The organism is Rhodococcus huquni, from assembly GCF_055231055.1.
The window spans coordinates 1-18,481 of record NZ_JBUYWE010000003.1 but is presented as its reverse complement, the minus strand read 5'-3'; the positions used below and the strand labels follow the sequence as shown (position 1 = coordinate 18,481).

Annotated in this window: 14 protein-coding genes; 7 read left to right on the top strand and 7 right to left on the bottom strand. The window is 66.1% G+C overall.

From position 1 onward, the window contains the following. The first annotated feature begins 9 nt into the window (after positions 1 to 9). Positions 10 to 1,170, top strand: coding sequence for a M20 family metallopeptidase (locus ACZI8R_RS06580; protein ID WP_463378796.1), 1,161 nt, complete (start codon positions 10 to 12; stop codon positions 1,168 to 1,170). Further along, positions 1,167 to 2,327, top strand: coding sequence for a M20 family metallopeptidase (locus tag ACZI8R_RS06575; RefSeq protein ID WP_463378795.1), 1,161 nt, complete (start codon positions 1,167 to 1,169; stop codon positions 2,325 to 2,327). Before ACZI8R_RS06580 ends, ACZI8R_RS06575 begins: the two co-directional genes overlap by 4 nt. A 7-nt stretch (positions 2,328 to 2,334) precedes the next feature. On the opposite strand, the gene ACZI8R_RS06570 is transcribed toward ACZI8R_RS06575, so the two are convergent. Then, complete coding sequence (locus ACZI8R_RS06570) at positions 2,335 to 2,796, bottom strand: gamma-glutamylcyclotransferase family protein (protein WP_463378794.1); 462 nt, start codon at positions 2,794 to 2,796, stop codon at positions 2,335 to 2,337. A 105-nt stretch (positions 2,797 to 2,901) separates the two neighbouring features. Between ACZI8R_RS06570 and ACZI8R_RS06565 the strand changes: the two genes are divergently transcribed. After that, complete coding sequence (locus ACZI8R_RS06565) at positions 2,902 to 4,305, top strand: NAD(P)H-quinone dehydrogenase (RefSeq protein ID WP_463378793.1); 1,404 nt, start codon at positions 2,902 to 2,904, stop codon at positions 4,303 to 4,305. Between the two features lie 207 nt (positions 4,306 to 4,512). Beyond that, positions 4,513 to 5,715, top strand: coding sequence for an aminotransferase-like domain-containing protein (locus tag ACZI8R_RS06560; protein WP_463379267.1), 1,203 nt, complete (start codon positions 4,513 to 4,515; stop codon positions 5,713 to 5,715). Here ACZI8R_RS06560 and glpK read toward each other — a convergent pair. Beyond that, positions 5,664 to 7,187, bottom strand: a complete 1,524-nt coding sequence (glpK, locus tag ACZI8R_RS06555; protein ID WP_463378792.1) for a glycerol kinase GlpK — start codon at positions 7,185 to 7,187, stop codon at positions 5,664 to 5,666. The two genes, ACZI8R_RS06560 and glpK, sit on opposite strands and share 52 nt — an antisense overlap. 56 nt (positions 7,188 to 7,243) lie before the next feature. On the opposite strand from glpK, the gene ACZI8R_RS06550 reads away from it, so the two are divergent. Next, complete coding sequence (locus tag ACZI8R_RS06550; protein WP_463378791.1) at positions 7,244 to 8,986, top strand: glycerol-3-phosphate dehydrogenase/oxidase; 1,743 nt, start codon at positions 7,244 to 7,246, stop codon at positions 8,984 to 8,986. Here the strand turns inward: ACZI8R_RS06550 and ACZI8R_RS06545 are convergent. Together ACZI8R_RS06545 and ACZI8R_RS06540 are read right to left on the bottom strand one after the other, a co-directional pair. Beyond that, the gene (locus ACZI8R_RS06545; RefSeq protein ID WP_463378790.1) at positions 8,964 to 9,464 is read right to left on the bottom strand and encodes a hypothetical protein; all 501 of its coding nucleotides are present in this window, start codon (positions 9,462 to 9,464) and stop codon (positions 8,964 to 8,966) included. The genes ACZI8R_RS06550 and ACZI8R_RS06545 overlap by 23 nt on opposite strands. A 53-nt stretch (positions 9,465 to 9,517) precedes the next feature. Continuing rightward, positions 9,518 to 10,489, bottom strand: coding sequence for an oxygenase MpaB family protein (locus ACZI8R_RS06540; RefSeq protein ID WP_463378789.1), 972 nt, complete (start codon positions 10,487 to 10,489; stop codon positions 9,518 to 9,520). A gap of 55 nt (positions 10,490 to 10,544) precedes the next feature. On the opposite strand from ACZI8R_RS06540, the gene ACZI8R_RS06535 reads away from it, so the two are divergent. Together ACZI8R_RS06535 and ACZI8R_RS06530 are read left to right on the top strand one after the other, a co-directional pair. Continuing rightward, positions 10,545 to 11,123 carry a TetR/AcrR family transcriptional regulator gene (locus ACZI8R_RS06535; protein ID WP_463378788.1) on the top strand — a complete coding sequence of 193 codons (579 nt, stop codon included), beginning with the start codon at positions 10,545 to 10,547 and terminating at the stop codon, positions 11,121 to 11,123. A gap of 7 nt (positions 11,124 to 11,130) precedes the next feature. Then, positions 11,131 to 11,868 carry a DUF1353 domain-containing protein gene (locus tag ACZI8R_RS06530; RefSeq protein WP_463378787.1) on the top strand — a complete coding sequence of 246 codons (738 nt, stop codon included), beginning with the start codon at positions 11,131 to 11,133 and terminating at the stop codon, positions 11,866 to 11,868. Here the strand turns inward: ACZI8R_RS06530 and ACZI8R_RS06525 are convergent. The 3 genes from ACZI8R_RS06525 to ACZI8R_RS06515 are packed head-to-tail and all read right to left on the bottom strand — an operon-like array spanning position 11,859 to position 18,222. Continuing rightward, entirely contained in the window at positions 11,859 to 12,596 is a 738-nt protein-coding gene (locus ACZI8R_RS06525; protein WP_463378786.1) for a DNA-formamidopyrimidine glycosylase family protein, read from the bottom strand. The two genes, ACZI8R_RS06530 and ACZI8R_RS06525, sit on opposite strands and share 10 nt — an antisense overlap. Position 12,597: 1 nt before the next feature. Further along, on the bottom strand, positions 12,598 to 17,181 hold the full coding sequence (locus tag ACZI8R_RS06520; protein ID WP_463378785.1) for an ATP-dependent helicase: 4,584 nt from the start codon (positions 17,179 to 17,181) through the stop codon (positions 12,598 to 12,600). Positions 17,182 to 17,220: 39 nt separating this feature from the next. Beyond that, the gene (locus ACZI8R_RS06515; RefSeq protein WP_463378784.1) at positions 17,221 to 18,222 is read right to left on the bottom strand and encodes an acyl-CoA dehydrogenase family protein; all 1,002 of its coding nucleotides are present in this window, start codon (positions 18,220 to 18,222) and stop codon (positions 17,221 to 17,223) included. Positions 18,223 to 18,481 lie beyond the last annotated feature (259 nt).

Genomic DNA, 18,481 nt, shown 5'->3' with positions numbered 1-18,481 from the left:
AATTAGCTCGTGAAATCGAATGTGGATGCGGCAATTCGGTCCGCCCAGGCGGACCTGATCGAGCTGTCCCATTCGATCCACCGTGAACCGGAGTTGGCCTTCGAAGAGTTCCGCAGTGCCGCGAAGATCACGGACCTGCTGAAGCAACGCGGTTTCGAGGTGGAGACCGGCACTGCCGACCTGCCCACCGCTTTTCAGGCGAGCTACGGCAATGGCGAGCTGGTTGTCGCGGTGTGCGCGGAATACGACGCGCTCCCCGAGATCGGTCACGCCTGCGGCCACAACATCATCGCGGCGTCGGCGGTGGGTGCCGGAATCGGGCTCGCTGCCGTTGCCGATCGGCTCGGCATCACGGTGCGGGTCGTCGGGACCCCCGCCGAGGAGAGTGGTGGCGGCAAGGTCCTGATGCTCGAGCGTGGTGTGTTCGCGGACGTCGCGGCCGCTGTCATGGTCCACCCCGGCCCGATCGACATCGTGGGTGCGACGTCGTTGGCGTTGTCGGACATCGCGGTCACGTTCACCGGCCGGGAAGCGCACGCCTCGGCCGCCCCGGAATTCGGGCGGAACGCGGCTGACGCGGCAACGGTCACGCAGGTCGCCGTCGGTCTGCTGCGTCAGCACCTCGCACCGGGTTCCCAGATCCACGGCATCGTCAGCGCGGGCGGGACCGCCCCGAACATCGTGCCCGCACACGCGGAAATGCTGTACTACCTGCGGGCGGAGACATCCCACGCGCTGTCGGAACTGACCGAGCGCGCCGAGGCCTGTTTCAGCGCCGGCGCGCTGGCCACCGGTTGCACACACAGCATCAGGACCATCTCGCCGACCTACGCGGAGCTGACGCCGGACACCTGGCTCACGGACACGTATCGCGATGTGGTGTCCGGACTGGGCCGCACCCCGCTGCCGGTCGAGTGGGAACGGGCGCGTCCTCTCGGCAGCACCGACATGGGCAACGTCACCAACGTGGTGCCGGGCATACATCCCGTCATCGGGCTCGATTCCGGCGGCGCCGTCACTCATCAGCCGGAGTTCACGAAGGCGTGCATCACCGACTCCGCGGACCGCGCGGTGATCGACGGCGCACTGGCGCTGGCAGAAACGGTGATCCGGGCGGCAACCGACGACAGGCAGCGACAACGACTGCTGGAAGGAGTCGATGCTCGGTGAATGCGGCAGTCGACAAATGGATCCGGACACATTCGGACGACCTCGTCCAGTGGCGTCGGCACATCCATGCCAATCCCGAGCTCGCGCGGCGCGAGTACGCGACCACCGAATTCGTGGCAACGCGGCTCGCCGCCGCCGGATTGTCACCGCAGGTTCTTCCCAAGGGCACAGGTCTGACGTGCGATCTCGGCCCGACGTCCGGACCGAGGATCGCTCTCCGCGCCGACATCGATGCCCTTCCGCTTCAGGAGCTGACGGGCGCGACGTACTCGTCGACGGTGCCGGGTGTCTCCCACGCGTGCGGCCATGATGCGCACACGACGATCCTCCTGGGAGCAGCGCTCGCGCTGAGCGAGATCCCGGACCTCCCGGTGGGCGTGCGGCTGGTGTTCCAGCCTGCCGAAGAAGTGATGCCGGGCGGAGCGCTCGACGTCGTCGCCGCAGGCAGGCTCGAAGGTGTGTCCAGAATCTTCGCGCTGCACTGCGATCCACGACTCGAAGCGGGCCGCGTCGGTGTGCGGCTCGGCGCGATCACGTCCGCCGCAGACACCGTCGAACTCGTGCTCGAGTCGCCCGGCGGACACACGTCGAGGCCACACCTGACCGCTGACCTCGTGCATGCCCTCGGCACGGTCGTGACCGGGCTACCCGGAATGCTCAGTAGGCGAATCGATCCGCGCACCAGCACGGTGATGGTGTGGGGCGCGGTCAACGCGGGTCAGGCCGCGAACGCGATTCCGCAGACCGGGATGCTCGCCGGGACGGTCAGGACCGGTGACCACGAGACCTGGGCGCTTCTCGAACCACTGGTTCGCGAAATCGTGGACGGACTGCTCGCGCCGACCGGGGTCGGCTACCAGCTGAACTATCGACGTGGCGTTCCGCCGGTCGTCAACGACGAGGTGTCCACGCGGATGTTCGAGGATGCAATCCGCGGCGTCGGACCGGATGCGCTCGCGGACACTCCACAATCGGGCGGGGGCGAGGACTTCTCCTGGTACCTGGAGGAGGTTCCGGGCGCCATGGCCCGTCTCGGTGTGTGGTCGGGCCGAGGCGATCAGCTCGACATCCATCAGCCCACGTTCGACCTGGACGAGCGCGCCCTGGAAGTCGGTGTGCGAGTGCTCACCGGGCTTGCGTTGGGCGGCGGGCGATAGCGCTGCGCTATTCGGTGCCCGGCCCGACGTTGCGGCTGTTGCGGGTACGAATGTCGCGGACGTAGTCGGCCGGTGCTCCGGCGATCTCGGCGGCGTCGGCCATCACGCCGAGGTAGCGGGCGGAGGGGAGTCCGCCCTCGTAGGCGTCCATCACGTACAGCCACGCCAGCACGGGCCCGTCGGCCGTGTCGACCCGAACCCGGATCTTGCGGTGGATATCGAGTTCCGATCCTTCCCACCTGTCCAGGCGGGCTTTGTCCTCCTCTGGAACGTCGTAGAGCACGACGAACACCTGCGCACCCGGTTCCTCCACCACGGTGGCGAGAGCACCCTCCCAGCCGATGTCCTCGCCGCCGAAGGTGAGCCGCCAATCGTTCAGCCAACCTGTGCCCGCGGTCGGTGAATGGGGGCAGCGCTGCAGCATCTGCTCCGGATGCATGTTGGACCCGTAGGCGGCGTAGATCGACACGGCGGAAAGCCTAATCGGTGCCTAGTAACGTGGTGCGCGCAGTATCGCTGCAATAGCGTGAGCCCGAACCGGAGACCCCGGTGGGCCAGTCGACTTGGAGGACAGATGACCCGGATCGTGATCATTGGTGGCGGACCCGCAGGCTACGAGGCAGCTCTCGTCGCCGCGCAATACGGGGCCACTGTCGCGCTGATCGATTCGGACGGCATCGGCGGTGCCTGTGTTCTGTTCGACTGTGTGCCGTCGAAGACCTTCATCGCGTCGACCGGTGTGCGCACCGACATGCGACGCGCCACGGACCTGGGAATCAGCCTCGATCCGTCGCAGGCCACCATCGCGCTTCCGCAGATCCACGCCCGTGTGAAGAGCCTGGCCCAGGCGCAGTCCTCCGACATCCGCGCTCGTCTGCAGAGCGTCGGGGTCGAACTGCTGTCCGGAACGGCCGAGTTGACGGACCCGGAGCTCGGCATGGCAGCGCATCAGGTCTGCGCGACGCTCGGGAACGGCGAGAAGCGCACCATCGACGCCGACGTGGTGCTGATCGCCACCGGCGCCAGCCCGCGCATCATCCCGGGTGCCGAGCCCGACGGCGAGCGCATCCTCACCTGGCGTGACCTCTACGACCTCGACGAGCTTCCCGAGCACCTCGTCGTGATCGGTTCGGGTGTCACCGGCGCCGAGTTCGTGTCGGCGTACACCGAGATGGGTGTGAAGGTCACCGTCGTGTCCAGCCGTGATCGGGTACTGCCGAACGAAGATGCCGACGCGGCCCTCGTTCTCGAGGACGCATTGGCAGAACGTGGTGTCACGCTCGTGAAGCACGCCCGCGCCGAGTCCGTCGAGCGCACGGAGGACGGCATCGTCGCCAAACTGGCCGACGGCCGCACCGTCGAGGGCAGCCATGCGCTGATGACCGTCGGTTCCGTACCCAACACCGACAACCTGGGACTCGACAAGGTCGGGATCGAACTCGACAAGGGCGGCTACCTGCGGGTGGACCGGGTGTCCCGGACGACGGTTTCCGGTGTCTATGCGGCGGGCGACTGCACCGGCTTGCTTCCGCTCGCCTCGGTCGCTGCGATGCAGGGACGCATCGCGATGTATCACGCACTCGGCGAAGGTGTCAGCCCGATCAAGCTGAAAACCGTTGCCTCCGCAGTGTTCACCCGTCCCGAGATCGCGACTGTCGGCGTGAGCCAGTCGGCGATCGACGACGGCGAGGTTCCCGCTCGTACGGTGATGCTCCCTCTCAACACGAACCCCCGCGCGAAGATGTCGGGGCTGCGCCGCGGCTTCGTGAAGATCTTCTGCCGTCCCGCCACCGGCGTGGTGATCGGTGGTGTGGTCGTGGCTCCGACGGCCTCCGAGCTGATCCTGCCGATCGCCATCGCGGTCCAGAACAATCTCTCGGTCAACGACTTGGCCCACAGCTTCTCGGTGTACCCGTCGCTGACGGGGTCGATCACCGAGGCTGCTCGTCAGTTGATGCGTCACGACGATCTGGACTGATCTCCATACCGGCAAGGTCCCGATATCTGGGACGACGATTTCACATCTTGGTTAACGGGGTGGGATAGTCGGAGTACGGTCGGCACCACCCGATCGACCCTCCGGCGCTCTTCCCGCCCCGTGGACCCAGGACGGCCAGGGTGTACTTCGAACGACCTCCTGGGAGCCCTCGTGCCTTCTTCTCGTCCCCCCGCCCTTGCCCGCCGGATGGATGGGTTGCAGAGTTCCGCGATTCGCGATCTGCTGACCCTCACCGCCCGCCCGGACATCGTCAGTCTCGCGGGCGGCCTGCCTGATCCGGAGTTCATTCCGCGGGATCGGATCAGGCAGGAAATGGACACGGTTCTCGGCGACCCGAGTTCGGTGCAGTACGGCGAGACGACCGGACTACGCGCTCTTCGCGAGGTTCTGGCGGAGCGGGAAGGCGCGCGCCTGGGCCGGACCATCGAATCCTCGGATGTGGTGGTCACGCACGGTTCGCAACAGGCGCTCAGTCTGCTCGCTCAGGTGTTGCTCGATCCGGGCGACACCGTAGTCGTCGAGGATCCTGCATATACCGGTGCGCTGCAGGTCTTCCGGACCGCCGAGGCGAACGTCGTCGGCGTGCCCCTCGACGGCGACGGGATGGATACGTCCGCACTCGAGTCGATGCTGGAATCGGGACTGCGGCCGGCGGTCGTCCATACCGTCGCGAACTTCCACAACCCGCGAGGCGTGGTTCTCGCGGCGGACCGTCGTGTCCGGTTGGCGCAGTTGGCAGACCGCTACGGCTTCTGGGTGATCGAGGACGATCCGTACGGTGAGCTGTGGTTCGACGCTCCGACACCCGCGCCCGTCGCGACCCATTCGGATCGGGTCATCCGTCTGTCCAGCGCGTCCAAGATCCTCGCCCCCGCGCTGCGAGTGGGTTGGATGCACGGGGACCGCGATGTCTGCCGAGCTGTCGAACTGCTCAAGCAAGGGGCGGACCTGTGCGGGTCGTCGCTGACCCAACTCGTGGCTGCGGGGCTCCTCTCGGACGAGCAGTGGCTTGCGGGGCACCTCACCGATCTCAGAGAGCGATACGGAGTGCGGGCGAAAGCGCTGGTGGCAGCGGTCGAGAGCGAATTCGCAGGGATTGCGACCGTGTCACCGGCCGTCGGTGGGATGTTCTGTTGGATGGAGTTCGACGGCGAACCCCACGGTGAGGGACGCGTCGACTCGTCCGTGTTGCTGAACACCGCCATCGAGCACGGGGTGGCCTTCGTGCCGGGAGTCGCATTCGGAGTGGGAGCAGACCTGAGAAGTCAGCTACGACTGTGTTTCGCGACGAGTCCCGAGGACGTTCTGCGCGACGCCGTGCGCAGGCTTCGTGAGGCCTACGACGGCTCGGAAGACGGCTCGGGCGCGGGGTCCGTCGTCCAGTCGTAGGTGCGCTCCACGGCCTTGTTCCACTCCGCATAGAGCCGCTCGCGTTCAGCGTCTTCCATCGCGGGTTCCCAAGTCTGGCCGGCCTGCCAGTTACGGCGAATGTCGTCCTGGCTTTCCCAGAACCCCACGGCGAGACCGGCGGCGTAAGCGGCGCCGAGGGCTGTCGTCTCGTTGACGACGGGGCGCGTGACGGACTCGCCGAGGATGTCGGCCTGGAACTGCATGAGGGTCTCGTTGACCACCATGCCGCCGTCCACCTTGAGGGCGGCGAGTTCGACTCCGGAGTCGGCGCGCATCGCGTCGATGACCTCACGGGTCTGGTAGGCGGTCGCTTCGAGGGCGGCCCGGGCAAGATGGCCCTTGTTCACGTATCTGGTGAGACCGGCGATGACCCCACGCGCGTCCGGCCGCCAACGCGGTGCGAACAATCCGGAGAAGGCGGGAACGAAGTATGCGCCGCCGTTGTCGTCGACCGACTTGGCAAGGGGTTCGATGTCCTTGGCGGAACGGATGATTCCGAGATTGTCTCGAAGCCATTGGACCAGCGAACCGGTGACAGCGACCGAACCCTCCAGCGCGTACACGGCCGGCTCGTCGCCGATCTTGTAGCAGACCGTGGTCAGCAATCCGTGCTCGCTGTGTACCGGGGTGGTTCCGGTGTTGAGCAGCAGGAAGTTTCCGGTGCCGTAGGTGTTCTTGGCTTCGCCGACCTCGAGACATGCCTGCCCGAACATCGCTGCCTGCTGGTCTCCGAGAATCCCGGCGACCGGGACTCCTGGGAGTGGCCCGCGCGCGCGGCCGGTTCCGTAGATATCGGACGAGCTGCGGATCTCGGGCAGCATGGACATGGGGATACCGAAGTCCGCGCAGATCTGCGGATCCCAGTCGAGAGTCTCGAGATTCATCAACAAGGTGCGTGACGCGTTGGTCACGTCGGTGACGTGCGTACCTTCGGTGAGATTCCACAGGATCCACGTGTCGACGGTGCCGAACACGAGATCACCTGCCTCTGCTCTTTCACGCGCACCTTCGACATTGTCGAGAATCCATCGCACTTTGGGTCCGGCGAAGTACGTGGACAACGGCAGACCGGTTTCGCGGCGGTAGCGATCGGGACCATGTTCGCCACCGAGTTCGACACACAGGCGATCGGTTCGGGTGTCCTGCCACACGATCGCGTTGTACACGGGTTCGCCGGTGTTGCGGTCCCAGACGACCGTGGTCTCACGCTGATTGGTGATTCCCATGGCGGCGATCTCGTCACCCTTCAGGTCTGCCTTGGCAAGCGCCTGAGCAGTGACTTCTCGGGTGTTGATCCACAACTGCTTCGGGTCGTGCTCGACCCAACCAGCCTGCGGGAACACCTGTTCGTGCTCCTTCTGGGCGACGCTCACCACCGCGCCGTCGTGGTCGAAGATCATGCAGCGACTCGACGTCGTGCCCTGGTCTATCGAAGCGATGTACTGAATCACACGCACGAAGCTACTAGCCTGGTCGAGAATCCGCCGCCAACTCACAGGAGTACGAGTTGAGTAATCAGCCAGGTGTTCAGTTCCTCGGTCCCAGCCAGCGTGACGCTGCGTGGGGCGCGCTGGGAACCGAGACCTTCGACGTGATCGTGATCGGTGGCGGCGTGGTGGGCGCAGGAGCGGCCCTCGATGCCGCGACCCGCGGTCTCAAGGTCGCCCTTGTCGAGGCTCGCGACTACGCCGCGGGCACGTCGAGTCGGTCGTCCAAGATGTTTCACGGCGGTCTGCGCTACCTCGAGCAGCTCGAGTTCGGTCTCGTGCGAGAGGCGCTCCGCGAGCGTGAACTGTCGTTGACGACCCTGGCCCCGCACTTGGTGAAGCCACTGAAATTCTTGTTCCCGCTCGAGCATCGTGTGTGGGAGCGGCCGTACATGGCGGCCGGGATATTCCTCTACGACCGGATGGGCGGGGCGAAATCGGTTCCGGCGCAGAAGCACCTCACCCGATCGGGTGCGCTGCGAATGGCACCCGGCCTCAAGCGAGGCTCGCTGATCGGCGGCATCCAGTACTACGACACGGTGGTCGACGACGCGCGTCACACGATGACCGTGGCCCGGACGGCGGCCCACTACGGAGCCGTCGTGCGCACGTCGACACAGGTGGTCGGCTTTCTTCGCGAGGCGGATCGAGTGTCCGGCGTGCGGATTCGCGACTGCGAGGACGGTCGAACGGCCGAGGTGAAGGGCCACGTCGTCATCAACGCGACGGGTGTGTGGACCGACGAGATCCAGGAGTTGTCGCACCAGCGCGGACGATTCCGGGTGCGCGCGTCGAAGGGCGTCCACATCGTGGTGGCCCGTGACCGAATCGTCAGCGATGCGGCCATCATTCTCCGCACCGAGAAATCGGTGCTGTTCGTCATCCCGTGGGGCGGGCACTGGATCATCGGGACCACCGACACCGACTGGAACCTCGACCTCGGGCACCCCGCGGCCACGAAGGCAGACATCGACTACCTGCTCGGGCACGTCAACAAGGCCCTGGTGACGCCACTGACCCACGACGACATCGACGGCGTGTACGCCGGGTTGCGTCCGCTGCTTGCGGGGGAGAGCGACGAGACGTCGAAGTTGTCGCGCGAGCATGCGGTTGCGCGAGTTGCGCCAGGCCTGGTGGCCATCGCGGGCGGCAAATACACGACCTACCGCGTCATGGCCGAGGACGCGGTGGATCTGGCTGCGGACGACATTCCCGCACGAGTGGCGTCCTCGATCACGGAGAAGGTTCCGCTCGCAGGTGCGGACGGGTACTTCGCCCTCGTGAATCAGACCGTCCACCTCGGTCAGGTCCACGGTGTGCACCCGTACCGGATCAAGCACCTCCTCGACCGGTACGGCTCGTTGATCGGCGAGGTGCTCGATCTGGCCGAGGGCAAGCCGGAGCTTCTGCAGCCGCTCACCGATGCGCCCGCATATCTCCAGGTGGAGGCCGTGTATGCCGCTGCCGCCGAGGGTGCACTGCACCTCGACGACATCCTCGCCCGTCGTACTCGGATCGCGATCGAGTATTCGCATCGAGGTGTGAACTGCGCCGAGCAGGTCGCCTGCCTCGTCGCACCGGTGCTCGGGTGGAGCCAGGACGAGATCGATCGAGAGGTCGAGTTCTACCGAGCCCGCGTGGAAGCCGAGGTGCTCTCGCAGGCCCAGCCGGACGACGAATCGGCGGACGCATTGCGAGCGGCGGCGCCGGAATCGCGGGTGGAGCTTCTCGAACCGGCGATCAGTGCGTCAGAAGAATCTTGAAGGTGACGATCAAGGTCGCGACCAGCGCCAGCGCGAACGCGGCGAGGTGGGTGGACAACTGCACGCCTTCGCCGCGCACCCTGGTGATCACGTAACTGATCGAGGCGATGCGCACCACCATCACGCCCTCGGCCACCAGCTGTGCGGTTCGCGGTTCCCACCACCCGAAGCCTGCCGTGGCCAGGATCGCGATGGGGACGAACGCGGACGTCAGAATCGGCACTCCGTCGCGTAGTTCGGCGAGGCGTTCGGCTCGATCCAACTGCATCCCGGTGCGGATGTTCTGGCCGACCATCTCCGCGAAGGCGTGGGCCACGAAGGTGGACACTGCTGCGCCGAGCACGACTGCGATTCCCAAGGTCTCCTGAGACCGGGTTACCGGGATGAGTGCGGCGAGCACCAGGATGTTGCCGTAGACGTATGCGCTGATCCGCCCAGCGGCATGTTCGACGGAGAGTGGTTGCACTCGGGCAAACATGATTCAAGGATGGCATGTAGCGCCCGTGCGTGGATAGCGAGTCTCCGGACTCGTCAGCCGCTCACGGGTGGGCTGTAGTGGGTCGGTTCTCCGCGGCGGCCGACAGGCGGCAGATTTCGTGCAGGGGTGTGCACAAGTGCGGCGTCGGGTGCGCTGCGGCCGTTCGCTCGGTCCCACCCCGCGCGTGCCCTCGGATGCCTACGCATTCGGACGGGCACGAGATGGAAGGCGCTGTTCACAGCCTTGCCGACGAGACGGTGCAGTCGCTCGTCGCGGGCCGACCAGGTGAATCCGAGAAGGTCCCGCACCGCCTCGTCGTACATTCCCACCGTGAGCCAGACGAATCCGTGCGCGATCGGATAGCGAAGGACCGACCACACGGATTCGGGGAGCCACGTGAGAAACGGCGGCGGACCGATCGTCGACAGGTACAGCACGTCCCTGGTCGCCTTGTTGTCTTCGAGGACATTGCGGCACATGTGGTCCCAGTACGCCTGGAAGTCTTCCCACGTTTCCGGAACCGGGCGCATGCTCATGCCGTACAACCGATACCACTGGATGTGCTCGGTGAACAGCTGCCGCTTCTGCGCCTCGGTGAGGCCGCCCATGAAGTTCTCTGCGGTGACGATGGTGCCCATGAAGAACGTGGCGTGTGCCCAGTAGAACGTGTCGGGGTCGAGCGCGTGGTAGCGGCGGCCGTGCTTGTCGACGCCTTTGACGGTGTCGTGATAGCCCCGAACCTGTTCGGCTGTGGCCTGCGCGCGGTCGCCGTCGAAAACGACGCCGCCGATGGGGTAGAGGGAACGGAACAGTCGCTCCCAGCGCTCGTCGAAGAAGTGTGAGTGCTCCTCGACGCCGGCTCCGAGACCCGGATGCATGTTCTGCATCGAACCCGCCCACAGCCCTTGAAGCATGCCCCGCCAGTCGCCGAAGTACTTCCACGTCAGGGAATCGGGTCCGAGTGGGGTCGGGGAATCGGACCCAGGAGGCGTCGGCGAGTTTGCGTCCGCTGGCTGACTACGCATGTTGTCAGACTAGGATTGACAACGCTCGTAGTCAATAGTCTTCGGAGGTATCGCGGTGACCCTCGCGCAACGGCGGGAGACGCGCAGAGCAGCGCTGCTCTCGAACGGAATCGCGCTGCTCGGATCGAAGGACGGCCCTGCCGTGAGTGTGCGGGCCGTGTGCCGCACGTCCGGCCTCACCGAGAGGTACTTCTACGAGAGCTTCACGGACCGTGACGAGTTCGTGAGGACGGTGTACGCCGAAGTGGGAGAAACGGGACGCAGCGCGCTCGTTGCCGCGGTTGCGGCCGCGTCGTCGACACGTGAGAGAGCAGCGGCGGCCGTCGACGCGTTCGTGAAACTGATGGTCGACGATCCCGCCATGGGCCGAGTGCTTCTGGTCGCTCCGCTGTCCGAACCGGCGTTGGGTGGGCGCGGTCTCGAACTGATGCCCGGATTCGTGGGCCTCGTGCACGACCAACTCTCGGCCGTGACCGATCCGGTCGACAAGGAACTCGTCGCGGTAGGTGTTGTCGGTGCCCTGACGAATCTGTTCATCGGATACCTGGACGGTGCAATCTCCGCAACGCGCGATCAATTGGTGACACACTGCGTCAATCTGGTGATGGAGGCCAATCGGCCCGACCGGAGGTGAGGTCAGCATGCCGTTCCAGGTGTCGGTGCACGACGCGAGCAGGCCACAGCCGCGTCTTCGGGTGCTCGATCACAAATACTTTCGGCTCGAGGACCAGTTCGTGTACGTCCACGGCGAGACCGTTATCGACGTCCCCAACTGCTTGCCCTGCACCCTTCGTACCGACCTGGCTTCGGTGCCCGCTCCGCTGCGCGGCCTGCTCACCCCGTACGGACGACAGTTGTTGCCGGCCGTCATGCACGACGATCTGTGCGATCAGGCTCGGGCCGCAGGCTCGGACGGAATGCGCCTGCGTCGCCGCGCGGACGAGTTGTTCCGGCTCGCCCTCCTGGACGAAGGCGTCGGACCGTTCCGGAGCCTGCTGTTCTGGGTCGGTGTGGAAGTCGGCAGGTACTGGGAGTTCACGCGGTACCTGCGGTATCTCTTGATCGCGCAGCACGTTCTCGGAATGCTGTGCTGGGTTGTCGGGATACCGGTGGCGATCGTGAGCGGGCATCCCGGGCTTGCACTCGCTCTGCTGATTGCACCCATTGTGACGGCCCTGCTGTGGCGTAAGGACTTTTCGGTGGCCCTACTCGGTTGCCTGATACTGCCGCTCGTTGCGCCGACCTACCTGCTGACCATCGCCACCGCCGCGGTTCTGTGGGTGCCGGACGGCATCGCGTGGTTGTTCGGTCACCGCCGTACTCGTCGTCCGCCGCCGCTGGGGCCACCGACGAACGTTCTCGGCGCACCTCAGCGCTGACAGTGCGGGCAGAAGCACATCTGTTGCCCGCCGAGGTCGATCGATTCGACTCTCGTTCCACAACGACGGCACCGCCGTCCCGCCTGCCCGTACACCCAGGGCCGCCTTCGAATCACATTCTGCTTGTCGGCGTTCATCATTCGGTGTGCCAGCTTCACCATTGCATTCAGGTCCGCGACCGAGGTGGTGGGAGTGAGCGGATGAACCCCACGGAGGAAGCACACCTCGTTGCGGTAGACGTTCCCGATGCCGGCCAAATTCCGCTGGTCGACGAGTGTCAGTCCGATCGGTTCGGGGCCCGCCGCAGTGAGATTCGCGACGGCCTGTTCGACGTTCCAGTCGTCACCCAGCAGGTCCGGGCCGAGGTGCCCGACGACGTCGTCCTCGTGATCGCGGCGGACGACCTCTGTGATTCCGAGGGCGAACCCGACCGCTTCACGCCGCTCGGTCGTCAGCACGATGCGCGCCTGATGTGCGGGCCTGTGCCAACGCTCGCCGGGGCGATACACCTGCCACGTTCCTTCCATCTTCAGGTGTGTGTGGACCGACACCGCGCCCACGCGAATCAAGAGATGTTTACCGCGGCTGACCACCTGATCGACGGCTTCACCGGTGAGATCGACTGTCGCATAACGGGGAACACGAATATCGCAGCCGGTCAGGACGTCTCCGGCGAGGGCGTCGCGCAACAGGTTGGCGGTCCGCCAGACCGTGTCGCCCTCCGGCATGTCAGGACCGCAACCTGAATCCGCGGGGCGTTGCGGAGAAGCCTGCCTCGGTCAAAATCGGTGCGAAATCACTGCCGTGCACCGTTTCTCCGTCCACCTTCTCGACGACGAGTTTGTCGATGCCGCCTCGTTTCACCGCCTCCGCAAGACTTGCCGCCGCCGTGCGGAGAACGCCGGGGTCCTCGGAGAAGGTGAGAACCGTACGGCCTCCGCGCTCCACGAACAGCGCCAGATCGCCGTCGACCAGTGCCACGAGACCGCCGGCCTTTCGTCCCGGTCGATGGGCAGGACCGTCGCCCGAGCGGGTGGGCCACGGCAGGGCGGCGCCGTACGGATTGGCGGGATCGCACGCAGCCAAGGTGAGGGCAGGACTGCCGGTGTGGCGCCCCTCCAGCGAGTCCGCGTGGGTGCGGAGGCGATCGACCACGTGCGGTGTCGAGAACTGTGCGCCGCCGAGCGTCTCCACGAAATGTCCACGACGACAGCGCCCATTGTCCTCGAACGTGCCGAGAACCTTGTACATCAAAGCGAATCCACCGGGAACGTTCTCGTTCATCACAGAACCTCTTGTAACCACCCCGTACCGCTCGAGGAGCATCTCCGCGGTCGCGCTCGCGCGCACGGTGGCGTCTGATTCGATCCCGGGGAGCAGTGACCACCGGCCACTCACCGTGGGCGGTCCGCCACGGGAGGGCAGTGCCATCGTCCGGTACGGGCGAGCGCGCGGAGGCCGCCTCGGCGAACGGTGGCTGGGTGTGGCACGCGAAGTGTCCGACAGGAGTGAACGCAGCGGGGCGAGAGTGTCGTTGGTGATGTGCCCCAACCACACCAGATCCCACAGTGCGGTCGACAGCGCCGAATCGTCGTCCGACTCGACTGCATCGGCCAACTGTCGGAAGAAGTAGGCGCCGCCGCCGGCAAGGCAATCCAGGATCCGGGTCTGCAGGTCGGTCAGGTCCGAATCGGCAGGGCCGGTCAGGGTGAGCGGCGCAGCGTCCGCCGGTTGAAGCCGCACCCAGCCGTCCTTCCCCGAGATCGAGCCCGCCCCCGACCACACCACTTCGCCGGTGGCGGTGAGCTCGTCGAGCATCGTCGGTGAATAGTCGGTGACGCGGGCCGGCAGCACGAGGGATTCGAGGGCCGACGCCGGGACAGGAACACCGGCAAGCTGTTCCACCACGGTGGCGACCCCGTCGATACCGCGAAGGGTGCCGCCCACGTGTTGCCAACCGGGCAGAAAGCGGCCCAGGGCCGCGGTGCCGACGGGCTCCACGTCCTGGCGGGCAGCCGCGAGCGACCGCCGCCGTAGCCGCCGCAACACTTCCGAATCGCACCACTCGCTACCGGTGGACCCGGGCCTGAATTCACCCTCGGTGACGCGCTTGTCGAGTGCGAGGCGATGCAGAACGTCTCGTGCGACAGCGATTCCGATACCGAATCGCCCAGCCGCCTCCGACAGCGCGAACGGCCCGTGCGTGCGAGCGAACCGGCTGATCAGGTCACCGAGAGGGTCCTCCACCGGCTCGATGAACGCGGACGGAACCCCGATGGGCAGCGGCACGCCGAGGCCGTCCCGCAGCCGCGCCGCGTCCTCTACCGGCGTCCACCAATCGTGTCCCGCGAAAGACACGTTCAGGGCTCTTCTGGCGGACGCCAGTTCGTGTAGCCAGGGCTCGGGATCATCCGTGGCGCGCTGACGCACCTCCTCGGTGGTGAGGGGACCGAGCATTCGAAGCAGATCCGCCACACCCTCGAGGTCCTTGGCCTTCCGTTCCGGAACCAGACGCTGGAGTTCGAGCTCCGCCCGCTCGATGACGTCGGCATCGAGGAGTTCGCGCAGTTCGACACGGCCGAGCAACTCCGCCAACAGAGTCGAATCGAGGGAGAGCGCGGCGGCTCGGCGTTCGGCCAGAGGACTGTCGCCCTCGTACATGAATTCGCCCACGTACCCGAAGAGAAGGGCGCCGGCGAAGGGTGAGGGCGACTGCGTCTCCACTTCGACGATCCGTATCCGACGGCGTCCAAGGCCGACGAACAATTCCTTCAGTGCGGGAAGGTCGTACACGTCCTGCAGGCACTCACGGACCGTCTCGAGCAGTATCGGAAACGTGGGATAGCGCCGCGCGACGTCGAGAAGTTGGGCAGAGCGCTGCCGTTGCTGCCACAGCGGAGCACGCTTGCCGGGGTTGCGCCTCGGGAGGAGGAGAGCGCGGGCCGCGCACTCACGGAATCGGGACGCGAAAAGCGCAGAGCCGCCGACTGCCTCGGTGACGATGTCGTCGATCTCGTCGCTGTCGAATGCGAACAACGCTGTGCCGGGTGGGTCGTCGTCCGTGTCCGGCAATCGCACGATGATGCCGTCATCCGAGGCGGTTGCGTTGGCGTCGAGCCCGAACCTCTCGCTGAGCCGTGCGCTCACGGCGAGCGCCCAAGGTGCGTGCACCCGCTGTCCGTACGGCGAGTGCAGGATCAGCCGCCAGTCGCCCAACTCGTCACGAAACCGTTCCACGACAAGAGTGCGGTCCGTAGGCACATGGCCGGTTGCCGTCTTCTGTTCGTTCACCAGTTGGATCAGATTGTTGGTTGCGTTGGTGTCGAGGCCGCCGACAGCGCACCGCTCCCGAACCTCGTCTTCGTGGCCGAGGGAGACCTCCCGCAGAAAGCCTCCGAGGGCCTCGCCTAGTTCGGCGGGCCTCCCGAGTCCGTCGCCGTGCCAGAACGGGAGTCGACCGGGCTGTCCGTACGCGGGGCTGACCAGAACCCGATCGAACGTGATCTCCTCGATTCGCCAGCTCGTCGCGCCCAGCGCGAAGACATCTCCGACCCTCGACTCGTACACCATCTCCTCGTCGAGTTCACCTACGCGCGAAGCTTTCTCGCCGACCATGTACACCGTGAACAGGCCGCGGTCCGGTATGGCTCCGCCCGACGTGACCGCGAGCCGCTGAGCTCCGGGGCGGCCGGTGATGGTGTTGGCGTCGCGGTCCCAGACGACGCGGGGGCGCAGTTCCGCGAACTCGTCGGAGGGATAGCGACCGGCGAGCAGATCCAGAGTCGACTCGTACGCGGAGCGGGGGAGGGTGGCGAACGAGCCGCTGCGTTTGACGGTGTCGAACCAGTCGTCGACGTCGATCGGTTCGAGTGCGGTGGCCGCGACCGTGTGCTGAGCGAGAATGTCGAGTGGGTTGGCCGGTATCGCGAGGGCCTCGATCTGCCCAGACACCATGCGCTCGACCGTCACCGCGCAATGCACCAGATCAGTTCTGTGCTTGGGAAACACGACGCCGCGGGAGATCTCGCCGACCTGGTGGCCGGCACGTCCGACTCGCTGGAGGCCGCTGGATACCGACGGGGGTGCCTCCACCTGGATGACGAGATCCACTGCGCCCATGTCGATTCCCAGTTCGAGGCTGCTGGTTGCCACCACGCATCGGAGCCGGCCGGACTTCAGGTCGTCCTCGATGAGCGCACGTTGATCCTTGCTCACCGACCCGTGGTGCGCCCGAGCCAGCAACGATTCGGCGCCGTAGGAGACCTCCGACGGCGTGCCGATCTGGGATGCCGGCTTCTGGTTGTGGTCGATGATCGCGCCGCTGCGCTCGGCGTGGATCTCGTTGAGCCGAGCCGTGAGTCGCTCGGCCAGACGACGGGAGTTCGCGAACACGATCGAGGAGCGATGCTTCTCGACAAGGTCCACGATCTGTTCGTCCACGTGCGGCCAGATGGAGCCGGCCTGCGGTGTCGGAGATTCGGAATTCTCGTCGGGCTCGGCGACCCCGAGTTCGGTCATGTCCTCGACGGGGACCTGCACCGTGAGGTCGAAGGTCTTGGGAGCCGGCGGCGCCACGATACGAATCGGCGCAGTCCCGGACAGGAAGCGGCCGACCTCCTCGCGGGGGCGCACCGTCGCGGAGAGGCCGATTCGCTGGGCCGGAGACTCGAGGAGTTGGTCGAGGCGCTCGAGCGACAGCGCGAGGTGCGCGCCCCGCTTGGTTCCGGCCACCGCGTGTACTTCGTCGACTATGACGGTGTCGACCTGCGTCAGGGTCTCGCGCGCCGCCGACGTGAGCATCAGAAACAACGATTCCGGGGTGGTGATCAGGATGTCCGGGGGCTTGCTGATCAGGCTGCGGCGCGTAGCGGGAGGGGTGTCGCCCGAGCGGACCCCCACCGATATCTCGGGCGGGTCGATCCCCAGCCGCTTCGCTGTTTGGGTGATACCCACGAGCGGAGCGCGGAGATTGCGTTCCACGTCGACGCCGAGGGCCTTGAGCGGCGAGATGTAGAGGACCTTCGTCTTTCGAGCCGGTGCCTTCTCGGCGGGCTTGTCGAGGTCGGTGGCCTGCTTGGCCGACGCGAGCTGATCGAGTGCCCACAGGAATGCGGACAGGGTTTTGCCGGAGCCGGTCGGCGCGACCACGAGGGTGTGGGACCCACCGGCAATGGACTCCCACGCGCCCAGCTGAGCCGTGGTGGGGGCGGGAAAAGCGCCCTCGAACCACTCCCTGGTGGCGGCAGAGAACCTGCCGAGTACATCGGTCACCGTTCCATACTGCACGGAGCCACCGACGGACGAACGGGACATTCGTCCGATCCGACCGGACGTGCGTCGCGTTCGTCGGGGTCAGGACGGGGAGAAACGGTCGATCAGGGCCGACTTGATGGTCGGTCGGCCGGCGGCGACCAGTGTGAAGGTGGCCTCACGCATGAGTCGCTCTGCCGTGTTGCTCCCGACGACGGCCGTACTGCCGGTTGCCGCCACCAAGGCCGCGGCGGCGCGCACGGCCAGCTCGGATGCCCGCGCTCGTGCTTGCGAGATGTCCGCGCTGTTGTCGAGCCCGGCGTCGAGATCGAGTCGGGCCCTGGAAGCCTGCTCCTCGAACGGGTCGGTGTCGACGCCGAGATCGCTCAGTTCCCGTATGCACCGCCGCGTCACGCCCATCGCCAGGCAACCGGTCATCCAGACACCGAAGACCTGGCTGCGGTCGAACTCCTCGGAAGTCTCGATTGCGCTCACCGCCGTGTCCGGTACTGCGAAGTCGTCGAAGGTCAGCCGGACGGTATTGCTTCCACGGACTGCGACGAGCGGCAAGAGTTCGGCTGTCAGGCCCGATGTGTCGGTGGCAGGGACGATCATGTGCACGACGGAATCGTCGAATTCGTCTCGTGCGGAGATCTGCAGAACATCCACGAGTCCCCAGCCGCTGACGAACGGGGACACTCCGTCGAGGAAATAGCCGTCGTCTACTCGGCGCGCCCACAACGTCGGCGGTACGGGGACCGCGCCGGTCATTGCGGCGCCGGCCCGTACCTCGCCGGTGACCAATCGTGCGAGGTAGCGTTCGCGCAGTTCGGCAGCGGCGGAGCCGGAAAGTCTGGCGAGTACTCCGAGATGCTGCATCCAGGTGAACGCCGTCGCGAGGCAACCGCCACACAAGGTTTCGACTACCTCGACCAGTACGCCGGGCGTGACGCCCGAATCCGGTGAGGTGAGACCGTAGAACCCCTCGGCGGCCAACGCATCGAAATGGCTCGGCGGAATCTCGCCGTCCACGTCGACACTGTCCGCAACGGGAAACAGGACGTCCTCGGCCACCTCAGCAGCTAGTTCCGCCCAGTCGGTCACTGCCCGAGCGTAACCCTCCCCACCCCTTTTCCGACCAATGTCACACAGGTTCAGCTCACGCGAACCGGTGTGACATTGGTCAGCCGCGGGGGGAACAACCCTCGAGCTGACGAATGTCACACTCGTTCGATCGAGGCGGGGTCAACCGGTCGATGCACCACGGCTCCTGATCAGGTGTGGGTGATGTGCGATGACGGGATGTGCGTCGAAGCTGGACGAGGCGCGCGATAGTTTCTTCGCCATGGTCGATTCCGGTGTG